This is a genomic window from Methylocucumis oryzae (assembly GCF_000963695.1).
GTDB classification, from domain to species: Bacteria; Pseudomonadota; Gammaproteobacteria; order Methylococcales; family Methylomonadaceae; genus Methylovulum; species Methylovulum oryzae.
On the sequence record NZ_LAJX01000253.1, the window covers coordinates 1 to 18,116 of the forward strand.

General features: G+C 43.1%; 22 protein-coding genes and 1 pseudogene. 6 read left to right on the forward strand and 17 right to left on the reverse strand.

The features are described from left to right. From VZ94_RS19175 to VZ94_RS32525, 13 genes are all read right to left on the reverse strand, one after another. Positions 1-218 (reverse strand): hypothetical protein (locus VZ94_RS19175; protein WP_131655646.1); only part of this gene is annotated, 218 nt, incomplete at its 3' end. Beyond that, positions 208-1,302, reverse strand: a complete 1,095-nt coding sequence (locus VZ94_RS19180; protein ID WP_045780465.1) for a hypothetical protein — start codon at positions 1,300-1,302, stop codon at positions 208-210. The genes VZ94_RS19175 and VZ94_RS19180, both read right to left, overlap by 11 nt. Before the next feature lie 121 nt (positions 1,303-1,423). Next, positions 1,424-1,732 (reverse strand): hypothetical protein, encoded by a 309-nt coding sequence (locus VZ94_RS19185; RefSeq protein WP_045780466.1) that lies wholly within the window; start codon positions 1,730-1,732, stop codon positions 1,424-1,426. Positions 1,733-1,946: 214 nt separating this feature from the next. Next, positions 1,947-2,069: a hypothetical protein gene (locus tag VZ94_RS31185; protein WP_275575330.1), complete on the reverse strand. Its 123-nt coding sequence runs from the start codon at positions 2,067-2,069 to the stop codon at positions 1,947-1,949. Positions 2,070-2,156: 87 nt separating this feature from the next. Next, the gene (locus VZ94_RS19190) at positions 2,157-4,085 is read right to left on the reverse strand and encodes a calcium-binding protein (RefSeq protein WP_045780467.1); all 1,929 of its coding nucleotides are present in this window, start codon (positions 4,083-4,085) and stop codon (positions 2,157-2,159) included. A 17-nt stretch (positions 4,086-4,102) separates the two neighbouring features. Further along, a complete protein-coding gene (locus VZ94_RS19195; protein ID WP_045780468.1) occupies positions 4,103-4,372 on the reverse strand; it encodes a hypothetical protein in 270 nt (89 codons plus the stop codon). Positions 4,373-4,625: 253 nt separating this feature from the next. Continuing rightward, on the reverse strand, positions 4,626-5,096 hold the full coding sequence (locus VZ94_RS19200; protein WP_045780469.1) for a hypothetical protein: 471 nt from the start codon (positions 5,094-5,096) through the stop codon (positions 4,626-4,628). Between the two features lie 147 nt (positions 5,097-5,243). Beyond that, the gene (locus VZ94_RS19205; protein ID WP_131655647.1) at positions 5,244-5,780 is read right to left on the reverse strand and encodes a hypothetical protein; all 537 of its coding nucleotides are present in this window, start codon (positions 5,778-5,780) and stop codon (positions 5,244-5,246) included. A gap of 368 nt (positions 5,781-6,148) precedes the next feature. After that, positions 6,149-6,547: a gamma-glutamylcyclotransferase family protein gene (locus tag VZ94_RS19210; RefSeq protein WP_045780471.1), complete on the reverse strand. Its 399-nt coding sequence runs from the start codon at positions 6,545-6,547 to the stop codon at positions 6,149-6,151. A gap of 46 nt (positions 6,548-6,593) precedes the next feature. Then, positions 6,594-7,292 (reverse strand): urate hydroxylase PuuD, encoded by a 699-nt coding sequence (locus VZ94_RS19215; RefSeq protein ID WP_045780472.1) that lies wholly within the window; start codon positions 7,290-7,292, stop codon positions 6,594-6,596. A 116-nt stretch (positions 7,293-7,408) separates the two neighbouring features. After that, on the reverse strand, positions 7,409-8,029 hold the full coding sequence (gene cysC, locus VZ94_RS19220; protein ID WP_045780473.1) for an adenylyl-sulfate kinase: 621 nt from the start codon (positions 8,027-8,029) through the stop codon (positions 7,409-7,411). A gap of 32 nt (positions 8,030-8,061) precedes the next feature. Then, the gene (locus tag VZ94_RS32520; RefSeq protein WP_338040527.1) at positions 8,062-8,625 is read right to left on the reverse strand and encodes a hypothetical protein; all 564 of its coding nucleotides are present in this window, start codon (positions 8,623-8,625) and stop codon (positions 8,062-8,064) included. Beyond that, positions 8,606-9,019: a DHH family phosphoesterase gene (locus VZ94_RS32525; protein ID WP_338040528.1), complete on the reverse strand. Its 414-nt coding sequence runs from the start codon at positions 9,017-9,019 to the stop codon at positions 8,606-8,608. The genes VZ94_RS32520 and VZ94_RS32525 overlap by 20 nt, the downstream gene beginning before the upstream one ends. Positions 9,020-9,157: 138 nt before the next feature. On the opposite strand from VZ94_RS32525, the gene VZ94_RS19230 reads away from it, so the two are divergent. After that, complete coding sequence (locus tag VZ94_RS19230) at positions 9,158-10,255, forward strand: AI-2E family transporter (protein ID WP_045780474.1); 1,098 nt, start codon at positions 9,158-9,160, stop codon at positions 10,253-10,255. A 26-nt stretch (positions 10,256-10,281) separates the two neighbouring features. On the opposite strand, the pseudogene VZ94_RS19235 reads toward VZ94_RS19230, so the two are convergent. The 3 genes and pseudogenes from VZ94_RS19235 to VZ94_RS19245 form a co-directional block, all read right to left on the reverse strand. Further along, positions 10,282-11,704: pseudogene (locus VZ94_RS19235) on the reverse strand (PhoH family protein). A 1-nt stretch (position 11,705) separates the two neighbouring features. Beyond that, entirely contained in the window at positions 11,706-12,182 is a 477-nt protein-coding gene (locus tag VZ94_RS19240) for a peroxiredoxin (RefSeq protein WP_045780475.1), read from the reverse strand. 8 nt (positions 12,183-12,190) lie between these two features. Then, a complete protein-coding gene (locus tag VZ94_RS19245) occupies positions 12,191-12,718 on the reverse strand; it encodes a glycine cleavage system transcriptional repressor (RefSeq protein WP_045780476.1) in 528 nt (175 codons plus the stop codon). 143 nt (positions 12,719-12,861) lie between these two features. Between VZ94_RS19245 and VZ94_RS19250 the strand changes: the two genes are divergently transcribed. The 5 genes from VZ94_RS19250 (at position 12,862) to VZ94_RS19265 (ending at position 16,724) form a co-directional block, all read left to right on the forward strand. Beyond that, a complete protein-coding gene (locus VZ94_RS19250) occupies positions 12,862-13,641 on the forward strand; it encodes a hypothetical protein (protein WP_045780477.1) in 780 nt (259 codons plus the stop codon). Positions 13,642-13,838: 197 nt separating this feature from the next. Continuing rightward, a complete protein-coding gene (locus VZ94_RS32530; RefSeq protein ID WP_338040529.1) occupies positions 13,839-14,282 on the forward strand; it encodes an outer membrane beta-barrel protein in 444 nt (147 codons plus the stop codon). Next, complete coding sequence (locus tag VZ94_RS32535) at positions 14,260-14,895, forward strand: OmpA family protein (protein WP_338040530.1); 636 nt, start codon at positions 14,260-14,262, stop codon at positions 14,893-14,895. The genes VZ94_RS32530 and VZ94_RS32535 overlap by 23 nt, the downstream gene beginning before the upstream one ends. A 224-nt stretch (positions 14,896-15,119) precedes the next feature. Next, positions 15,120-16,301 (forward strand): pyridoxal phosphate-dependent aminotransferase, encoded by a 1,182-nt coding sequence (locus VZ94_RS19260; protein WP_045780478.1) that lies wholly within the window; start codon positions 15,120-15,122, stop codon positions 16,299-16,301. A 60-nt stretch (positions 16,302-16,361) separates the two neighbouring features. Further along, entirely contained in the window at positions 16,362-16,724 is a 363-nt protein-coding gene (locus tag VZ94_RS19265) for a hypothetical protein (protein ID WP_131655648.1), read from the forward strand. 38 nt (positions 16,725-16,762) lie between these two features. Here VZ94_RS19265 and VZ94_RS19270 read toward each other — a convergent pair whose 3' ends face one another. Continuing rightward, the gene (locus VZ94_RS19270) at positions 16,763-17,992 is read right to left on the reverse strand and encodes a pyrophosphate--fructose-6-phosphate 1-phosphotransferase (protein ID WP_045780480.1); all 1,230 of its coding nucleotides are present in this window, start codon (positions 17,990-17,992) and stop codon (positions 16,763-16,765) included. Between the last annotated feature and the right edge of the window lie 124 nt (positions 17,993-18,116).

Consider the following 18,116-nt stretch of genomic DNA (forward strand, 5'->3'; position numbering starts at 1 on the left):
CACTGCTCGGTGAGGCTACCCTCGCCAGTTTCAGGGTCATACATGTCTAAGGCACCATCAGTGTTATGCTGATCGTAAGAAATGTCTGAAATAACAAACGGATTTAACTGCTTCAAGGCATAACGCCAAGCGATGTCGGTTTTAGCAGTTTCAACAATGTCATCGTGTTCAAGCGCCGGGATAAACGTCAAATCATCACCGTTCAAATCATCCGGCAATTCCGTGCCGCCCTCGTCGCCGAATAATAGCTCTACCAGTTTGTCGATGAGGTCTAAGCGGTCGTTTTTCGTCTTTGTCTTTTAATAGCTCGTAAAGACCAAGACCGCCTTCGGCACCAAAATAACCACCGATCAATGCCGCCCCAATAACTAGAGCACCTGCTACAGGCGCAGATATTATGCCGCCTGCAACTAAGGCAGCGGCCCCTATATCGGCGATTGCTCCGACCACAAGTGCCCCCATTTCGGAACCAGTCGTTTCAGCCGCCCACCGTTCCATAATATCTTGAGCACCTTCATGATCGCCTGCCTCTTCTGCTGCGCTAGCATCATGTGCGGCCAACGCTAAACCGACAGTCAATGCCACCGGTGCAAGTGCTTTTTTGAAAATATCTCCGAATCCACTGGATTCCTGGGCAAGTTCGTTGATTAGCCTACGACCTTCTTCATAATATTCTCTTCCTGAATTGCCTATGGCATTGAGAAAATCTTCCATATCCGCGCGTTTTGCCATATCGGCGGCTAATTCTCTTAACTGGTCTTGAGTCAAGTGAATGTAATCATCGACATTGAACGTAGATAACTCGGTAAACATTACGTGCGCGAGGGAGTTAGCCGTGATGAGTTTTTTAACCGCTTCCAAGCCGTGCGAGTTTTTCAGCGCCAGCAAATCGATCCGTTGAATGCCGTCTATTGAGGTAATTTTCGGATTGTCCAATAAGGCGGGCAGTTCGCTTTGGATAAAGATGCTTAAGTCATCGGGTTTGAGCGGGGCGATGATGCGGAAGTTGCCGTCTAAAGCAACTTGAAGCGCCCCTCCCGGTCTTTCACCTGTCTTAATCAATTGGCCAATTTCGCTGCTTACTACATCAATCCCTACTCCTGCCTGTTTAATAACACTCGCAACACTTGATGCATAAGTATCTCCATCTGGCATTTTTCCAGAGTAAAGTAAATAGGTGCTTTCACTGGTCGCTCCCGAAACACTTCCTGATACTTGCTTAACGAGATCAAATATTTCATTGACAGTTTTATAATTGTCTGTAGCAAGTTCAGCTATAGCTTGATCAAAAGATATAGACATAATTTAGTCCTCAAATTTAAACTTAGGAGTTATAGAAAATTCTGGAATTCCAGATTCGTTTAATGGTCCTCGACCACCACGGCCAAACACGCTAAAAGCAGCGATAATTTCTTCTTGGAAGTCAGAAAAAAATTGAAGGACTTGGTTTGTCAATACACTTTATTTTGTTTCCAAATGGAGACTCAATACAAATCTCAAACAGGAACCCTTTAAAGTAAAAAAATATTGCCCCACCCGGCTCATCAGGGCGCACAATAACTGGCGCAATCAGCATATAGTAGTTGCGCTGATAATCAATCGCCCAAGTTTCTGGAAAATCAACATGATCTTTCGCATATCTTAACAATCCGTGTTTTTCTTCATCGCACTCCGCATCTTTAAGGATTTTTTCCTGATCTTCAGATGTTATGGTTTCAAGTACATAAGCCATGGTTTTTCTCCTAATTGGCTGTTGAGTGAATTAGTTTTTATAAAATTGCCGGAATTAAAACGCGATAAAGTGCGCTGATAGGATGCTGCCGACGTTAGGAGGCGCATCGTTCGCGTCACTCGATACCTTTAATGTCATACTTTTCATCATTGCCCCAATTGTTGGTATAAATGCCCTGTCTTTAATAACAGTGAAAACTGGGAAGGTCAATCGATCACGTTTTGGCGTAGCCGTGTTTTACCGAATTCCAAGCCCTAAGGCGTACTAACCAACGAGCATCGCGCCACATGGTTTCACCTCGCGGTGATAGGGATAAATCGCTTGTTTGGTTTCTCATAACTACCTCCTGTTTGTGGTTTAGGTTATAGATATTGGCTTTCATAAAAACGGATGGCCATTTTTATGAAAAACAACTAAACCACATTCATAGGGATTTAGGTAGCAATGCCAAAAGATCGCCTCTAATAAAGTCTTGGATTTGAATATTCTCATTGATGAATAACGTGTCGCCCGACAATGTGTAAGTCGTTAAGTGGTCGGCACTCACCCAGGTATTTTCAGCAACTCTTAGTCCACCACTCAGCGGCTCGCCCTTGTACAAAATACTGACTTGACCATCGATGTCGAGTAGCGTATCGACACCATCAGCCTCATTGATAATGTAAGTATCATCGCTTAAACCGCCTTCCAGATAATCATTACCGCTGTTGCCGGTGAGGGTGTCATTACTCTCGCCGCCATAAAGATGGTCAATAAGCGCACCGCCTTCAATCGCATCCGCCTCATCGCTGCCAAAAATGGTTTGATTCGTACCAACCGGCATACCTAACTCTTTTTCATCGGTGATGTCTTTAAAATAATTCAAGCTTAAGAGCGGATCAGGTGTTGAGTTCTCCGAGGCTTTAGCAACAAGTACCACAAAGCGCGCACGGTCATTGAGCCACTGCTCGGTGAGGCGACCCTCGCCAGTTTCAGGGTCATACAAATCTAAGGCACCGTCGGTATTATGCTGCTCGTAAGAAATGTCTGAAATAACAAACGGATTTAGCTGCTTCAAGGCATAACGCCAAGCGATGTCAGTTTTGGCGGTTTCAACAATGTCATCGTGTTCAAACGCCGGGATAAACGTCAACGCATCACCGTTCAAGTCGTCCGGCAATTCCGTGCCGCCCTCGTCGCCGAATAATAGGTCGGCCAGTTTGTCGATAAGGTCTAAGCGGTCGTTTTCGTCTTTGTCTTTTAATAGCTCGTAAAGATCAGTAGCAGCATCCCCTCCGAAAAATCCACCGACCAAAGAACCGCCTACAATAATGACAGCGGCAACCGGTGCCGAAACCACCGCACCCGCTGCCGCCAGCAAGGCTACTGCAATACCACCTACCGCTGTCCCCAAAGCTTCTCCGGTAACGGAACCGGTCTCATCGACCGCCCATTGCGCCATGATTTCCTTGGCCTGTTCGGTGTCGCCGCTTTCGGCGGCAGATGCGGCATCGCTGTAGGCCAACGCGAACCCCATAAGGCCGCCGACAACACCCAGCTTGTTGAGTAGCTTGCCGCCCGCACTTAAGCCGTGCGGCGAACCGGTGATCGCTTCGGCAAACGCCTTATAGATGGCTTTTTGGTCATCGGTTAAGGTATCTAAAACCTTTTTAATACGGCCATTGGCTTCAGGGTGCTGTGCCAAATAGTTTTCGGTGTCGGTGATTTCATGCAGGAAGTCATCGGTCGCATGGGTGGCGTCTTTGTCATAATGCAGGCCGGTGTAAGCCAGATGCTGGAAGGACGCAACTTTGATAGCCTCGAAGATGGCTTCAGGGCTGCCTAGTTTCAGCAAGTCAGCTTTCGGGATGCCTTCGATGGCGGTGACGTTGTCGTTGGCCAGTAGGGCGGGGAGTTCGGTTGCGCCGAAAACACGGGTTATATTGGCCTCGGGGGCAATGACACGGACATCGCCGAAGGCATCCATCGCAAAACGGTAAGAAGCATCGGCCCAAGGCCCGTTTTTCGCATCGAAAAGCCAATCTTTTGCCGGGTGTGAAAAATTTTCATTTTGCATATCCTTTAACTCAACACCATAAATATTACCGACAGCCTCTAGGAATTCATCGGAAGTTAGGAATTCAGCAACAGGTGTCTTATCAATGACTTTGATGTTTTCACCGCTAGCAAGCATATTTTTAATCAAATCCGATGTCGATGTTCCATCGGACAACCGCCCGCTATACAGCACGGTGACATCGCCCGTTGCTTCCACGGACACTTGGTTGGCCAATGCCCTTAGCGCGTCGATGGTGGCATAGGCGGTGGGGTTATTTGTGAGTTCTTGAATTGCATCTTGGACAGTCAGGGACATGGGGTATTGCTCCTATTTCAAATATCTAAGGTTAAATGATAAGCGGAGGCTGTCGCATAGACTCCGCCGTCTTTATAACAAAGCAGGGCTTCTTTAATATCGGCCAGAATTTCATCCCGCTTGTCTGTTAAACATTCAGGCAGTTGGAAGTTGGTTATTTTTTCATGTACCCACTTTTCGCCCCCCCTGCCGTGACCGATTTTTTCTAAAGTTTCAAGATTGAACTCAATCAAATGGCCTTGCCAGAAAAAATGCCACACGTATTTTTTTGGAATGTCCAACACCATGTGCAATATTCCTCAAATAAATATTTCTGTCGTGGTCAATTGTCCACTGTGTGGATATTCCCGGACAGATATACCGGCGGCTAATGTTGTCGAGGTCGTATTTAACCCTGTCTTCAGGGGAAATGTATTCATTAATAAAAGTCATTTTTTTAAGCCTATTAAGTTAAAAATAAAGCCAAGTAGAGTAACGCTGTGCGTACCCTACTTGGCTTAGTGCTTCATCAATTGTATATGCCATAATTAATTCCTCCAGTTATTTAAATTCGACTTCAAAAGATATAATGTTCATTCGTGCCGTCGTGTTGGGATTAGCCACCGTCCCGCCCTCTGCAGTGAAATACCAATGGGCCATTTCTTCAAGGCCTTCACGGATCAATTGCTTGATTTCCTCCCGCCGCAGCTCAAGTTCTGCTGGTATCCGTAGATCATAGATGTCCCAATGCTCTTCAAGGCCAGCACTCAAAGTACCTTTCGTTTTTTGGTCATCGTTAAAAACCACGGCTTTCCCGTCAATGACTAACGCACAATAGTGCATTTGTTCTCGCCCCCCTCCGATAACACCTAAAATATAAACTCCGCGCTCACGATCTATCGTCCACCTGGAAATGCGCTTTGATTGAAACTCTGTTATATAGGGTGCTTGCTTTTTTAGGTTTTCGTAGTTGATTACTGACTCGAACATTTCCCTGTCTTGTTCAGGTATTTTTTCGTTTTTAAATGCCATACGCTTTATCTCCTATTTATCTACTTCATAGTTGCTGTTAATGTGGATTGGATTTGTGACATGAGCGTTGCCCTGAATCGACAGACACGGTAACAATAAAAAAACGCATCATTCACAAAGGATGCAGCTTGTGCCACCCTATACAAGCTAAGGATAAGGCGCAGTTTTTGTACCTTCAACAAAGCCATAGACAGCAAGAGCGGCACCGTTTTCAACGGCTAAAACCTCGCGGCAATCGTGGACGAGGATACCGGTGGCGATGGCCGCGCCTAAGGCTGCGTCTCTAAAAGAGAGTGGCGCCACTTCGCAATATTTAATAAAGAATGGTGCAAGGCGTTGGCAAGATTCTTGAAAGTTAAGTTGGGAGAATTTAGATGAAGCGTAGTCCTTGTTGAGGTTTTCCTCAGTTACTTTGTGGCCCAATTGTCGCAAGGTGACAAACATCAGTTCCATCAATTTCGGCCCGTGCAAATTAGCGTGCTCAGACAAAACGGTTGTGCCTGGTTTAATGTTTTTATCAAAGTCAAAATTTATGTACATCAACGTACCGGCCATGCGAGCTACCGATGTAATCAGAGTTTCCGCATGTAACCCGCGCTCGGTTGCCAGTAGCTTTCTAGCAGTATTGTTATAGAATTCAGCCGCAGAGAGCAGTTTTTTGTTGTTGTCATCGTTATCCATCATTTATCTCTATGTTAGGTTGTAATGCGACCACAAGGACAACACTAGAAGGCGTCTCCTTGTTATGTAAACTGTGTAATTTATATTCAAAATCTTCGGCCTCTGAAGCGTGTGTAATAATAGCGGCCTTTTTTATCAGCTAACTCCATTCATAACAAAAAATACTGATATTAATCTCTAACATGAATCAAATCAAATTATTAATACGCTTGTTCATTCTTAATCTAACAGTGTTCAAAATTTCTTAATAGACATGGCATTAGAGAAATAACCCTATGCCTACATGTGCTGACTATCCAACTTATTAACTTACATAATGAGTTGACAAAAAGCGTAACGCACACACTTAATGCGTCTCATATCTCACTGCATTAAGCCAAGTAATCACCACTAATAATCCGTTTAAGACCCGATACGTCACGATTATAGACATAAACCCACGCGTTGACAGTTTTTCCTGTTGTTAATTGAACAGGTAAGCATTTACGGACATACTCATGTGGCTCAGCAAAATGACGGGTACACTCTTCGTACTCATCTAAAATCGTTAATACGTTGGTGTTAGTGATGTAATACAGCTCGCCATAGACTTTTTCATCGGGTTGAGTAGACGCGATAACGCCTGGGTAATCGGCGATTTGATATAAGCGAGCAGTTAAATAGGCGTGGCTGATGAAACGACAGTCAGCTTTTGAGAAGGCAAAAGAATGCGGTGAACACAGTAACGTTCTTAAACTACCATAAACAAACAGATAATTAGAACATATCATGGCAAGAGAACATGTAGCCGCTGTTGCGGCTACATGACAACAAAATTTAGAGGTAATCTAAAATTAAAAATATCACTACGGTCAATCCTAAACTGCAATGGATGACACCTTTAACACTTGCACAAGGCCCCATAATACCGGCAGCCGGTAGTTTTTTAACAAACTCTAGCTTTTTCAGCATAGGATAAGCGCCATTGTATTCAAGAGCTAATACAATGAGTGACGCTAGTAAAAATGCTAGGATGCTGAATTTATGCGGGTAATGCGCAGACGCCCCCATTAAAAACAACATAGGTCCTGACAATAACGCATTGGTTCTCGATGCTAAACCGGCTGTACTGAGTGCCTCTGCCGCTTCGGGCAATGCGGGCTGACCTGCAGCAACTTGTTGCGCCGATGCGATAACGATTTTTTGGTTTGGCCAAATAACTAACCAAACATTTAAGAACATAATCGTAGCGATAAGCGCGCCGACATAAATATCCATAGACATACCGCCACCTTTTATCGCAAAGATAGCCAAGCCTGACACTAACGTAACAACAGCGGCCCAACGAAACCACGCAAGCGCTCTAGGCACTAATTTTTGTATAGCATCGGATTTTGCTGCGCCATCCGCCTCTTTAAAATATTCGCCTTGGACAAAGTTAAAATAATACAACAAACCTATCCAAGTAATGCCGCCTAAAAAATGCATCCATCTAAACAGCATTTCCAGTCCTAAACTGGTGGTAACAATCCCCATAATCTCTACCTCGTTATTATTGTGAATAGATGCGCACACGGTTGTGCGCACGAATGTTTAACAATATCTAAACGAAGAAGTCAAGAAAAATGAATAAGATAGCTTTAGTTTTAAACTTAATTTTCTTGCGGTGATTGGATAACACCACGTGATACCAAGAGTTCAATGACGCGCTGAACGCTATCATCTAAAGATTGTTCGTGAGTATTGACGACTAATTCTGGCTGCTCCGGTGCTTCATAAGGCGAATCGATACCGGTGAAAAAAGGTATCTCGCCTGCCCTGGCTTTTTTATACAACCCTTTAACATCGCGCTGCTCACAGGTTTCAATAGGACATTGACAATAAATTTCTAAGAAGTCACCATGCGGAACGAGATTTCGCGCGGAATTACGGTCGGACTTAAACGGTGATATAAACGCGGTTAACGTAATAACACCCGCTTCAATAATTAATTTAGCTAATTCACCAATACGGCGTATGTTTTCGATTCTATCGCTATCGCTAAAGCTTAAATCGCTACATAAGCCATGACGCACATTATCACCATCCAAAACAAAGGTCGAAATACCTTGCTTATGTAAATAGTCCTCTACGGCATGAGCCAGCGTCGACTTTCCCGAACCTGATAAACCGGTAAACCAGACGATTACGCTTTTATGGCCATGTAATTTTTCCCGATCCGCGCGGGTAATAGTGGCGTGATGCCAAACGGTATTGCTGCTTTTTTTGGTCATAATGTTTACTTGTAAAGATTAAAGTACTGAAACTAGGTGTATTGCCGCTCGAATGCGGCGATAAACGCTTGCAATTGATTCAATGGCAAATGGTTAACACCCGCTGCGCTTTTACGGCCGCCGCCGGTAGGAAACGATGCGCATAAAACATCTGCGCCAGTTTTATTAGTTAAAGGTGCTCTCACGCTAATTTGATAATCACCTTGCTCTGTATAAGTGAACACGGCATGAGCACGAGAAGGTGCTAAGTTGGCTAATTCATTGCCAAATACACCACTAATACGCCTAGCCCAAGCAAGGTCTGGCAAAATATACACAGCAATCGCATCGGTTTGGTACTCAGGCTTAATCGCCATCGCTAACGCCATATCATCGGTATAACCTGTCAGTAATTGCTCATAAACACACTTGTTGTCAGCCATAAAAGCAAACGGTGACGAATACGCCGATAATTCCCTATACAGCGCATCAGGCGCAAAATGCAAATCACTTACGGTTGCGCCATAACCGTTATAGTTAATACAAACGCCTAATTCGTTTAATTTTTGCAAGTCTTGCTCAGATAACCCTAACGGTTTAGCGGCGTTTTTTTGCACTATCGATTAAATTATCACCAAAAGCAGCTGTGACCGCCCATGCACGATATTGACCCGACAAGTGCTGATCCATTAATAAACTGGTGCAAACATTAGCATCGGTATCGATTAATGTTTTTAGTTTTGGATGCTTAGGCAGCTCTCCGGCTTGATGGTGGTCAACATAAAATACGTCGGCTCCTTCGGCTAAAATTCGGTCCAAGTCTTGGCGATTTTTTTCTAACGAAATATCCAGAACCGTCACTTGGTCACCCGGTTGAGCCTGAACCTGCTCTAGTAATTGAATATCTCGTTTAGGACCTGTGATTAATTGGGCTTCAGCAGGATTTGCCAAACGATATTGAATTAGCGCACAAATTCCATCAGCATCCCCGTTAAACACATCAATTTGCATAGTATTATCCTGATTAAGTAAGGTTTATGCATTCTAACCGTTAAGCCAAAATGCTCATAGGGTTAAACACACTATTAGAGGTAAAATATCGTGTCTGGCACATAAGGCTATTATTCATTCGCTTTGCACCTGTATTTAATGACTACTCACAACCACCACCATTCGCAACAAACTGTTAACTGGCAATATTTCCAACAATCGCTAACGCGGATTCTACCTAACCAGCAAGCCATTACGCTAATCTTGTTATTAAGCATAGGCTTTACGCTTATCTATTATTTATCTGACTTATTAATGCCGGTCTTTGCCTCTATTGTCTTAGCCTATTTATTAGAAGGTGTAGTAAGCAAGGCCGAAACCATGAAGATACCGAGATTACTTGCGGTTTATTTAGTATTTTCAGTCTTTTTGGCATCGTTAAGCTTTTTATTATTTTTTCTAATTCCCATTATCTCAGAGCAAACCATAGAGCTTGTTCAGCATATTCCTTACATTATCACCAGTGCGCAACACGAAATTGCTAAGTTACCAAAAATTTATCCTAAGCTAATCTCTGAGTCAAAAATTAACCAAATGATGTATGCCGTACAAAATGAGTTATTGTCTTATAGCCAACAAATTATTTCGCTTTCTGCAGCATCCGTGATTGGCTTAGTCAGTGCGCTGATTTATTTATTTTTAGTGCCTATGATGGTGTTTTTCTTTTTGAAAGACAAACAGTTGTTATTGTCATGGTTTTTGCAATTTATGCCTAAAGGGCAGCATTTAGCGGTACGCGTTTGGCAAGAAGTCGACACCCAAATCGCTAATTATATTCGCGGTAAATTTACTGAAGTGATTATCTTATGGCTAGTCAGTTATGCAACGTATAGCGCGTTAAGTCTAAACTACTCGCTATTATTATCTGTGCTTATGGGATTATCTGTAATTATCCCTTATGTAGGCGCAACCTTAGTGACGTTTCCTGTAGTGATTGTGGCTTATTTACAATGGGGCTTAACCGCTGACGAATTCATGTACGTGATTATTGCCTATTCAGTCATTCAAGCACTTGATGCGATTTTTCTAATTCCCATTTTATTCTCAGAAGCCGTTAATCTTCATGCTGTTGCAATTATTATCGCCATCTTGTTTTTTGGTGGTTTATGGGGATTTTGGGGCGTGTTTTTTGCCATTCCACTCGCAACATTAGTCAAAGCCGTGATTACCGCGTGGCTAGAATTGGCGATGCGTTAGAAGGTCATGAAAGCCAATGAATAAAGCTATAGCATATCTGAAGCATAATCGGCTAAACGTGAACGCTCACCCCGTCTTAACGTTATATGCGCGCTATGCGGCCAATGTTTGAAACGATCAACCACATAGGTTAAACCGGAGGTTGTAGCCGTTAAATACGGCGTATCAATTTGCGATAAGTTGCCTATACAAATAATTTTTGTACCAGGGCCGGCGCGAGTAATCATGGTTTTGATTTGTTTAGACGTTAAATTTTGTGCCTCATCGATAATTAAAAAAGCGATTTAAAAACGTTTCGGCCACGCATAAAATTTAATGAGCGGATTTTGACTCGGTTCATCAATATATTTTTCGCTGCACCTTGTTCCCATTCATTTTGACCAGCACGGCTGCCTAATAACTCTAAGTTATCCATTAACGCGCCCATCCACGGCGCCATTTTTTCCTCCTCCGTACCGGGTAAGAAACCTATATCTTCACCTATGGGCACGGTTTCGCGAGTCATAACAATTTCGCTGTATAGTTTTTTTTCCAACGTCATGGCTAAACCCGCCGCCAATGCCAACAAGGTCTTGCCTGTGCCAGCCGTGCCAAGCAATGTGACAAAATCAATATCAGGGTCTAATAACACATTTAATGCGAAATTTTTGTTCGCGATTTTTTGCCGAAATGCCCCATATATTATGGTGCTTAGTGCGATAATCGCGGGCTAGCTCTAAAATAGCGCTATATCCCTCTCGCTTTCTAACAATCGCTTCAAAATTAAAGTCATCTTCCATGTATAAATATTGATTCGGATACCATTCTGCCACTAAAGGGTCGTCTAAGCGATAAAACGTCCTATCTTTTTCTTGCCACGATTGCATCGTCGCGCCGTGTTCTTGCCAAAAATCACTATCTAACGCCATTGCACCGCTATAGAGTAAATCGATGTCATCTAACGTTTGATCGTTATGATAATCCTCAGCAACCAAACCAAGTGTTGCAGCTTTAATACGCATATTAATGTCTTTAGACACTAAAATAATATTAACTGCGGGTAGCCTTTTGGTTAATGCCAATATAATGCTTAGGATAGAGTTATCAGCAAGGCTGCCTGGCATCGTGTCAGGCAATAACGCACTCATGACGCTGGTCTGAAAATACAAACGACCAGCGCAATCCATTTTTTCAGCTAAAGGATTCGCACCGATTCTCGATAGCGGAATACCGTCAATGAGTGACTGTTGATTGGTATCGCGGATTAACTCGTCTAAAAAACGGCTGACTTGCCTTACATTGCGAGCAACTTCAGTCAAGCCTTTTTTTAGCGTGATCAAGCTCTTCCAAAACCACCATAGGTATAAATAAATCATGCTCTTGAAACCTGAAGATAGCGGCTGGATCGTGCATTAAGACATTAGTATCCAGTACAAACAACTTTTTATCGGGGGTTGTTTGAATATTCATGCTAGTTCCGTGCGTAATCGGTAAGTGCATTTAATACATCGTCACAATGATGGTTGACTTTAACTTTACGCCATTCTTGCAATAACGTACCGTCAGGCGCAATTAAAAACGTGCTGCGCTCAATACCAATCACCTGTTTACCGTACATGATTTTGGGTTTGATAACGTCGAATAAACGGCAAACGGTTTCATCGGTATCGGCTAACAGCTCAAAAGGAAATTGCTGCTTAGCTTTAAATCCCTCATGGACTTTAACCGAATCGCGCGAAATACCGACAATCAGCGCGTTTAATTCACTAAACCGACTATAATTATCACGAAAGGCTTGACCTTCTTGAGTACAACCAGGCGTATTGTCTTTGGGATAAAAATACACAATCACAAACTGCCCGCGAACCTGTTGCAAACTAAACATTTTTGCACCGGTGCTAGGCAACTCAAAGTCGGGTACGACAGTACCTAAAGAAACGTTTGCCATGAAATAACCTATCGTTTTATCGGTTCGAGGATGGCATCGATATTAAATTGATCGCAAAAATCCAAAAACTCTTCGCGCAATGACATTAAATTAAGGTGTGTTGGAATTAACACGACAAATTTTGTTGAGAAAATAGGTGTTTGTATATAAGGCGCTTGATAAGAACTACCCGACATTTCTTCAATATCGATTTCTCTATCTGTTAAAAAAGAAGCGACAGATTCCATGATATTATCTTTGTCGATAGATATAGTTTCTAGTGAATAAGGAACGCCGCGTTTAATGCGTTCTTTTTGCTCTGACGGTCGTAAGACATGGATTTTTATTTCCATGCGCCGTTGTATGCCTTCTAACGCGGTTTCAAGTTTAGCAACTTGATTCCAATTGCCTTGTACTAGCAAATACGCACCCGTCGCTTGTACAAGTCGGGTCGAACGTACTTCTAAAATATTGCATTTACATTCGGTCACGGCAGATAACAATTCCGCAACGAAATTAATTTGGTTAAAACCTAAAGCAGTAATGGCTAGCAGCATGATATAAGATGATTTAATTTTTAAAATTCACTAGCAACTCAGAGAGAATCTTTAGCGTAACTTAAGCATAGCTCAAAAATTAACTTTCTTGATAACCTTCTCTGCTAGTTTTTAACGTTATCTTAACCCTATATGAGTTAAATATGAAAAAAACCCATCAACGATTTTCAAGACAATATTGGAACGATAGTACTTTTGCCGAAAATACTCAAGAACCAGATTTAAACCTAGCTGATTTAGCGGCGACCCATACTGACGATAACATCAGAATAGACCCAATTGCTACCGATTTTTCTGAGCAAGACCCTATTGACCGCCTGCTAGCCGATGCAGGATTTGATGATATTGCTGTTAATGCTAAGGACGATACGGTGCTTTCTGACGACGCTGCAAAACAGTCTCACCTTGAGCCTACTGTTGTTCAGGAAAAAATTGCCACAGACGTCAAAGCTAGTGATTTTGCTTTAGAAACATTTATTGCCGATTGTCTAATCAACAGAAACACTGAGTTAAGAGACCATAAACAAATACCCTTAATCGTCGAGCCTGTTCTGCTAGAAGCAGACTCTGCGCCAGAACCACTGTTCCCTATTGACAACGAAGCATTCCCTATCGCTGATGAAAACACTAGCACTACAGCTCAAACAGCAAATACGGAAAGCGCACGACAAGACCCGTTACTACAATTACTGCCCGAACTGCAAGACGCAGTACAGCGCCATTCAGCAGCGCTGTCTCAGCAAATAAAGCATTTGCAAATCACGATAATTTTCGTAGCGGTTATGCTGTGTATGGCATTGTTTGGCTTAGGAATACTTTACAGTCAACAGTCTGAGCTTAAAACAGAAGCCACTCTGCAAAAACAATGGTTAGAATTGATTAAAGAAGATTTAACGAGTTTAACGTTGGATAAAGAACCCTGATTAACAGAGTTAACGTTGTGGTAATAACCACAAACTTTAATAATTCAGAGGAATGAACTATAATTCAATCAACACCATACTTACCAACAAGCTGTGTACTTTTAGCAACAAACCGTTCAACACCGCTAGTGTCATTACATCACACTAACAAGACACTGACTTTTTCATTATAAATCTACCTAATCAAGGATATTATTATGTTCAACCAAAAATTATTGACGGCGGCCTTATTAACAGGCCTAACCGTAGCAACAACAGCTTATGCTGAAGAAATCACTGATACTCGATGGTATGCAGCGCCGTTCGCTACGTTTATCAATACCGGCGGCGACCGTGGTGCTCAAGATGGCTGGGGCGGCGGTCTAGGTATAGGCAAAATGTTAAACCAGTATTTTAATGTCGAATTAAAAGGCTTTTACCAAGGCTTTGATAGCAAACCTGGCAGCGACGGTGAATGGCAACTAGCGGGTGCAACAGCCGACGTGCAATATTTCTTAATGCGTGGCAAATTCTCACCTTACACCGTTATTGGTTTAGGCGGCATGGCAACTAACGCTCACGGCACCGAACATAGCTCATTTATTGGTGAAGCGGGTGCAGGTTTTACTTATGAATTGCATGACAATTTTTTTATTGCGTAGTGATGTACGTTACCGCTACAACAATAATTTTGACCAAACCTATGGCCGCGCCACAGATGAATTCCATGACATGACGGTTAATGTCGGCTTTGTTATTCCTTTAGGACCTAAACCCCATGCGGCCAAATTAGACATTCCACCACCTCCAGCTCCAGCCCCTGCTGCGCCAGACTGCTCAACAATGGATTCAGATGCTGACGGCGTTAACAACTGCGTAGATCAATGCCCAGCAACCTTAAGCGGTAGTAAAGTCGATAGCCAAGGCTGCCCGATTAGCTTGGAATTAAAAGGCGTTAATTTCAAATATAACTCTGCTGAGTTAACCGTTAATGCAATGAGTATCTTAGACACCGTAGCAGAAAACCTAATTAAATATCCTGAAAAAGACGACATTGAAGTACGCGGCCACACCAGTAGCGAAGGCTCAGACGCTTACAACATGAAGTTATCGCAAAGACGTTCACAATCAGTAGTAGATTACTTACGCATGAAAGGCGTTTCTAACCGCTTAACGGCCGTTGGTTATGGCGAGCGTCAACCAGTTGCCGATAACAGCACTGAAGAAGGCCGTTCACAAAACCGCCGCGTTGAATTGATTTGGTTGGGTAACTAAGCGACCCACACGATAAAAAAACCGCCGAAAGGCGGTTTTTTTATCTCCGCTCGTTTTTAACAGCATCGCATTACTTTCGAGATAAAACGTTCATATCTCGACATTCTGACTCGTTTTTTACTGTCAAATTAGAGCTCCTTGTAAAAATAAGCTGATATTTCAACCATTAGCAAGGCTTTCCGCTTAGTGTATAATCACGCAATTTATAACTAATACGGGCACTTATGAGCATCACACTTTCTAACCGGGTTCAATCGGTAAAACCCTCCCCCACTTTAGCGGTTACTGCGCGAGCCGCCGCTATGCGTGCACAAGGTAAAGACATTATTGGTTTAGGCGCCGGTGAACCGGATTTTGATACGCCTGAACACATTAAAGCCGCCGCTATTAAAGCAATTAACAACGGCTTTACTAAATACACCGCTGTCGATGGCACGGCTAGCTTAAAACAAGCGATTATTGCTAAATTTAACCATGACAATGGGCTTAGCTATCAACCTAAACAAATTCTTGTTTCCTGTGGCGGTAAACAAAGCTCGTTTAATTTAACGCAAGCCTTATTAAATCCGGGTGATGAAGTCATTATTCCCGCACCGTTTTGGGTGTCTTATCCTGACATGGTGTTATTAGCCGATGGCGTACCGGTATGCATTCCAACCAGCCAAGAACAGCGTTTTAAAATAACAGCAGAACAATTACGTGCAGCTATTACCGATAAAACCCGATTAATTTTTTTAAACAGCCCGTCGAATCCATCCGGCATTGCCTATTCTTTAGAGGAATTAACCGCGTTAGGTGACGTACTAGCAGACTTCCCCAATATCATTATTGCCACCGATGACATGTATGAACATATCTTGTGGCAACCCGGCAGCTTTGTGAATATTCTTAATGCGCATCCTGAATTTTATGAGCGCACTGTGGTAATGAATGGCGTGTCAAAAGCCTATTCAATGACGGGATGGCGTATTGGTTATGCGGCAGGCCCGGCATCGCTTATCGAAGCAATGTGCACGATTCAATCGCAAAGCACATCAAATCCCACTTCTATTTCTCAAGTTGCTGCCGAAGCCGCCTTAACTGGCGACCAAAGCTTTATTAGCTCTATGTGTACTGAATTTAAAAAACGCCACGATTACGTTGTGGCTGAGCTTAATACTATTGCGGGCATAGAGTGTATAGAAACCGATGGTACGTTTTACGTGTTTCCTAATGTCAGTAAACTGATTGAACGCTTAGACGGTGTTAACGACGATTTAGACTTCGCGGAATATTTAATCGAAAAAGCAGGCGTAGCACTTGTGCCCGGCTCTCCGTTTGGTAGCCCAGGGCATATTAGAATTTCCATTGCCACAAGCATGGATAATTTGACAAATGCTTTGCAACGCATTAAACAAGCTTGCTAAGCGCTCTAACCTGGTATAACCCAGCTTTTCTCTATGGGCAGGATTAAGCCACCTGGCACGTTGCGTATACTATTAGGTAGCGCAACGGCTTATTGGCTGTCGGACATACTCAATCCCGGTTTTGTCGCGATTGCAGTATTGATTGTGTTATTTTGCCCAGTGTTTTACTTCGATAAATTAACCGAAGAGCCGGATGAGTTAGATGATTTTAAAATCCCAACCGATGAACAAGTATTAGCGATTATTGAGGCGAAGGAAGCTGAAGCCGCAGCACTAGAAGCTCAAGCCTTAGCTGAATCGGAGGAATTAGAATCAGAAACTGAAGACGAGCAAGAATCTGAACAAGAGCAGCTAGAAAGCATAGAAACAACGGAACTAGAAAAACAAACCGTTACACCGACTAACATAGCTCAGGAAAAGTAATCCGCTACCCACCCAAGACGAGTAGCGGATTATGGTTCTTAATGGCTGGTTTCGACTTTAGCGCCTTTAGTCTGCCCAATCTCAACTAAAGTTTGCTCAAACCAAGCCGTATCTAAATTAAACGGTTTGCCACCTTTAATACGTGGAAACTCAATTGCGCGTAACACGCCGTTATTATCTTCATCATGCCCCATCACGCCCGATTCTCTGCGTAATGCGCATTCAACGGCAAGATCCGCACATGATTTAATCAAGCGAATATCATCGACGTTTGCAGCTGATGCACGCGCGAAATAACCTGATTTTTGTACTAAGGTTTTTTCCGCACCAATCATGGCGGCGAACTGCTCACCAAACCACTTACCAGGGTTAATCGCATCGAGCTTAATATGTCCAAATGCATCACGCGGAACGTCTTGGCCACGCGCTTGCATTTCAGCCACAATCGCTTCAACTCCAGCACCTTCCGAAACAAAAATATTCACACAATCGACTGTATCCATAACTGCACGCAAACGCTCAGCTTCTGCGTTTAAATCAATAGCCATTTCTGGAATAAAAACCCCGTGAATTTCAAAAGCTTTACGGTCTAAGCCAAGGCCTGGCAACCATTCGCTACGATCTAACAGTTTACGGTACTCATGCGCCGTTGCCGCTGTTAACCAGCCACAATTACGACCCATAACTTCATGCACGATAAGCATACGAGGATTTGCATTATTCTCTGCAACAACATTCCAGAAATAGCGTGCACCTTGCTCGGCTGCCGTCCATGCACCTAAAGACTGCTTAATCGGGAAAACATCATTATCAACGGTTTTCGGCAAACCAATTACCGTTAAACCGTAGTCATTTTTCGCCAAAAATGCGGCTAAATCGGCTGCTGCCGTATTGGTATCATCGCCACCAATGGTATGTAACACATCCACGCCGTCTTTAACCAATTGGTCGGCCGCAACTTTTTGCGGGTCTTGCCCTTCCTGTACCAAACCACGCTTAACACAATCTTTAACGTTGGTTAATTTAACTCGACTATTCCCGATTGGCGAGCCACCAAAGCGATGTAATACTCCCGCATTCGCGCGAATTTCAGGGGTTACGCTATAAGAATCACCGAGTAACAAGCCTTTATAACCACTACGGTAACAAATAATCTCAATGCTAGGGTCAATTTCAGTATAACGTTCAATCAAACTGCCGATAGCAGAACTTAAACAAGGTGCCAAGCCACCGGCGGTTAATATCGCGACTTTTTTAGGTTTATTCATGTGATTATCAATGGGTTTGTTGCAATAAATGGCTACCAACGTAAAGCGGGACAGGGTATTCAGGATGCAGGTGTTGGCAGCAGGGATGCTGCCACCAAGCCTACAGGGATGTATTTACGGGGTC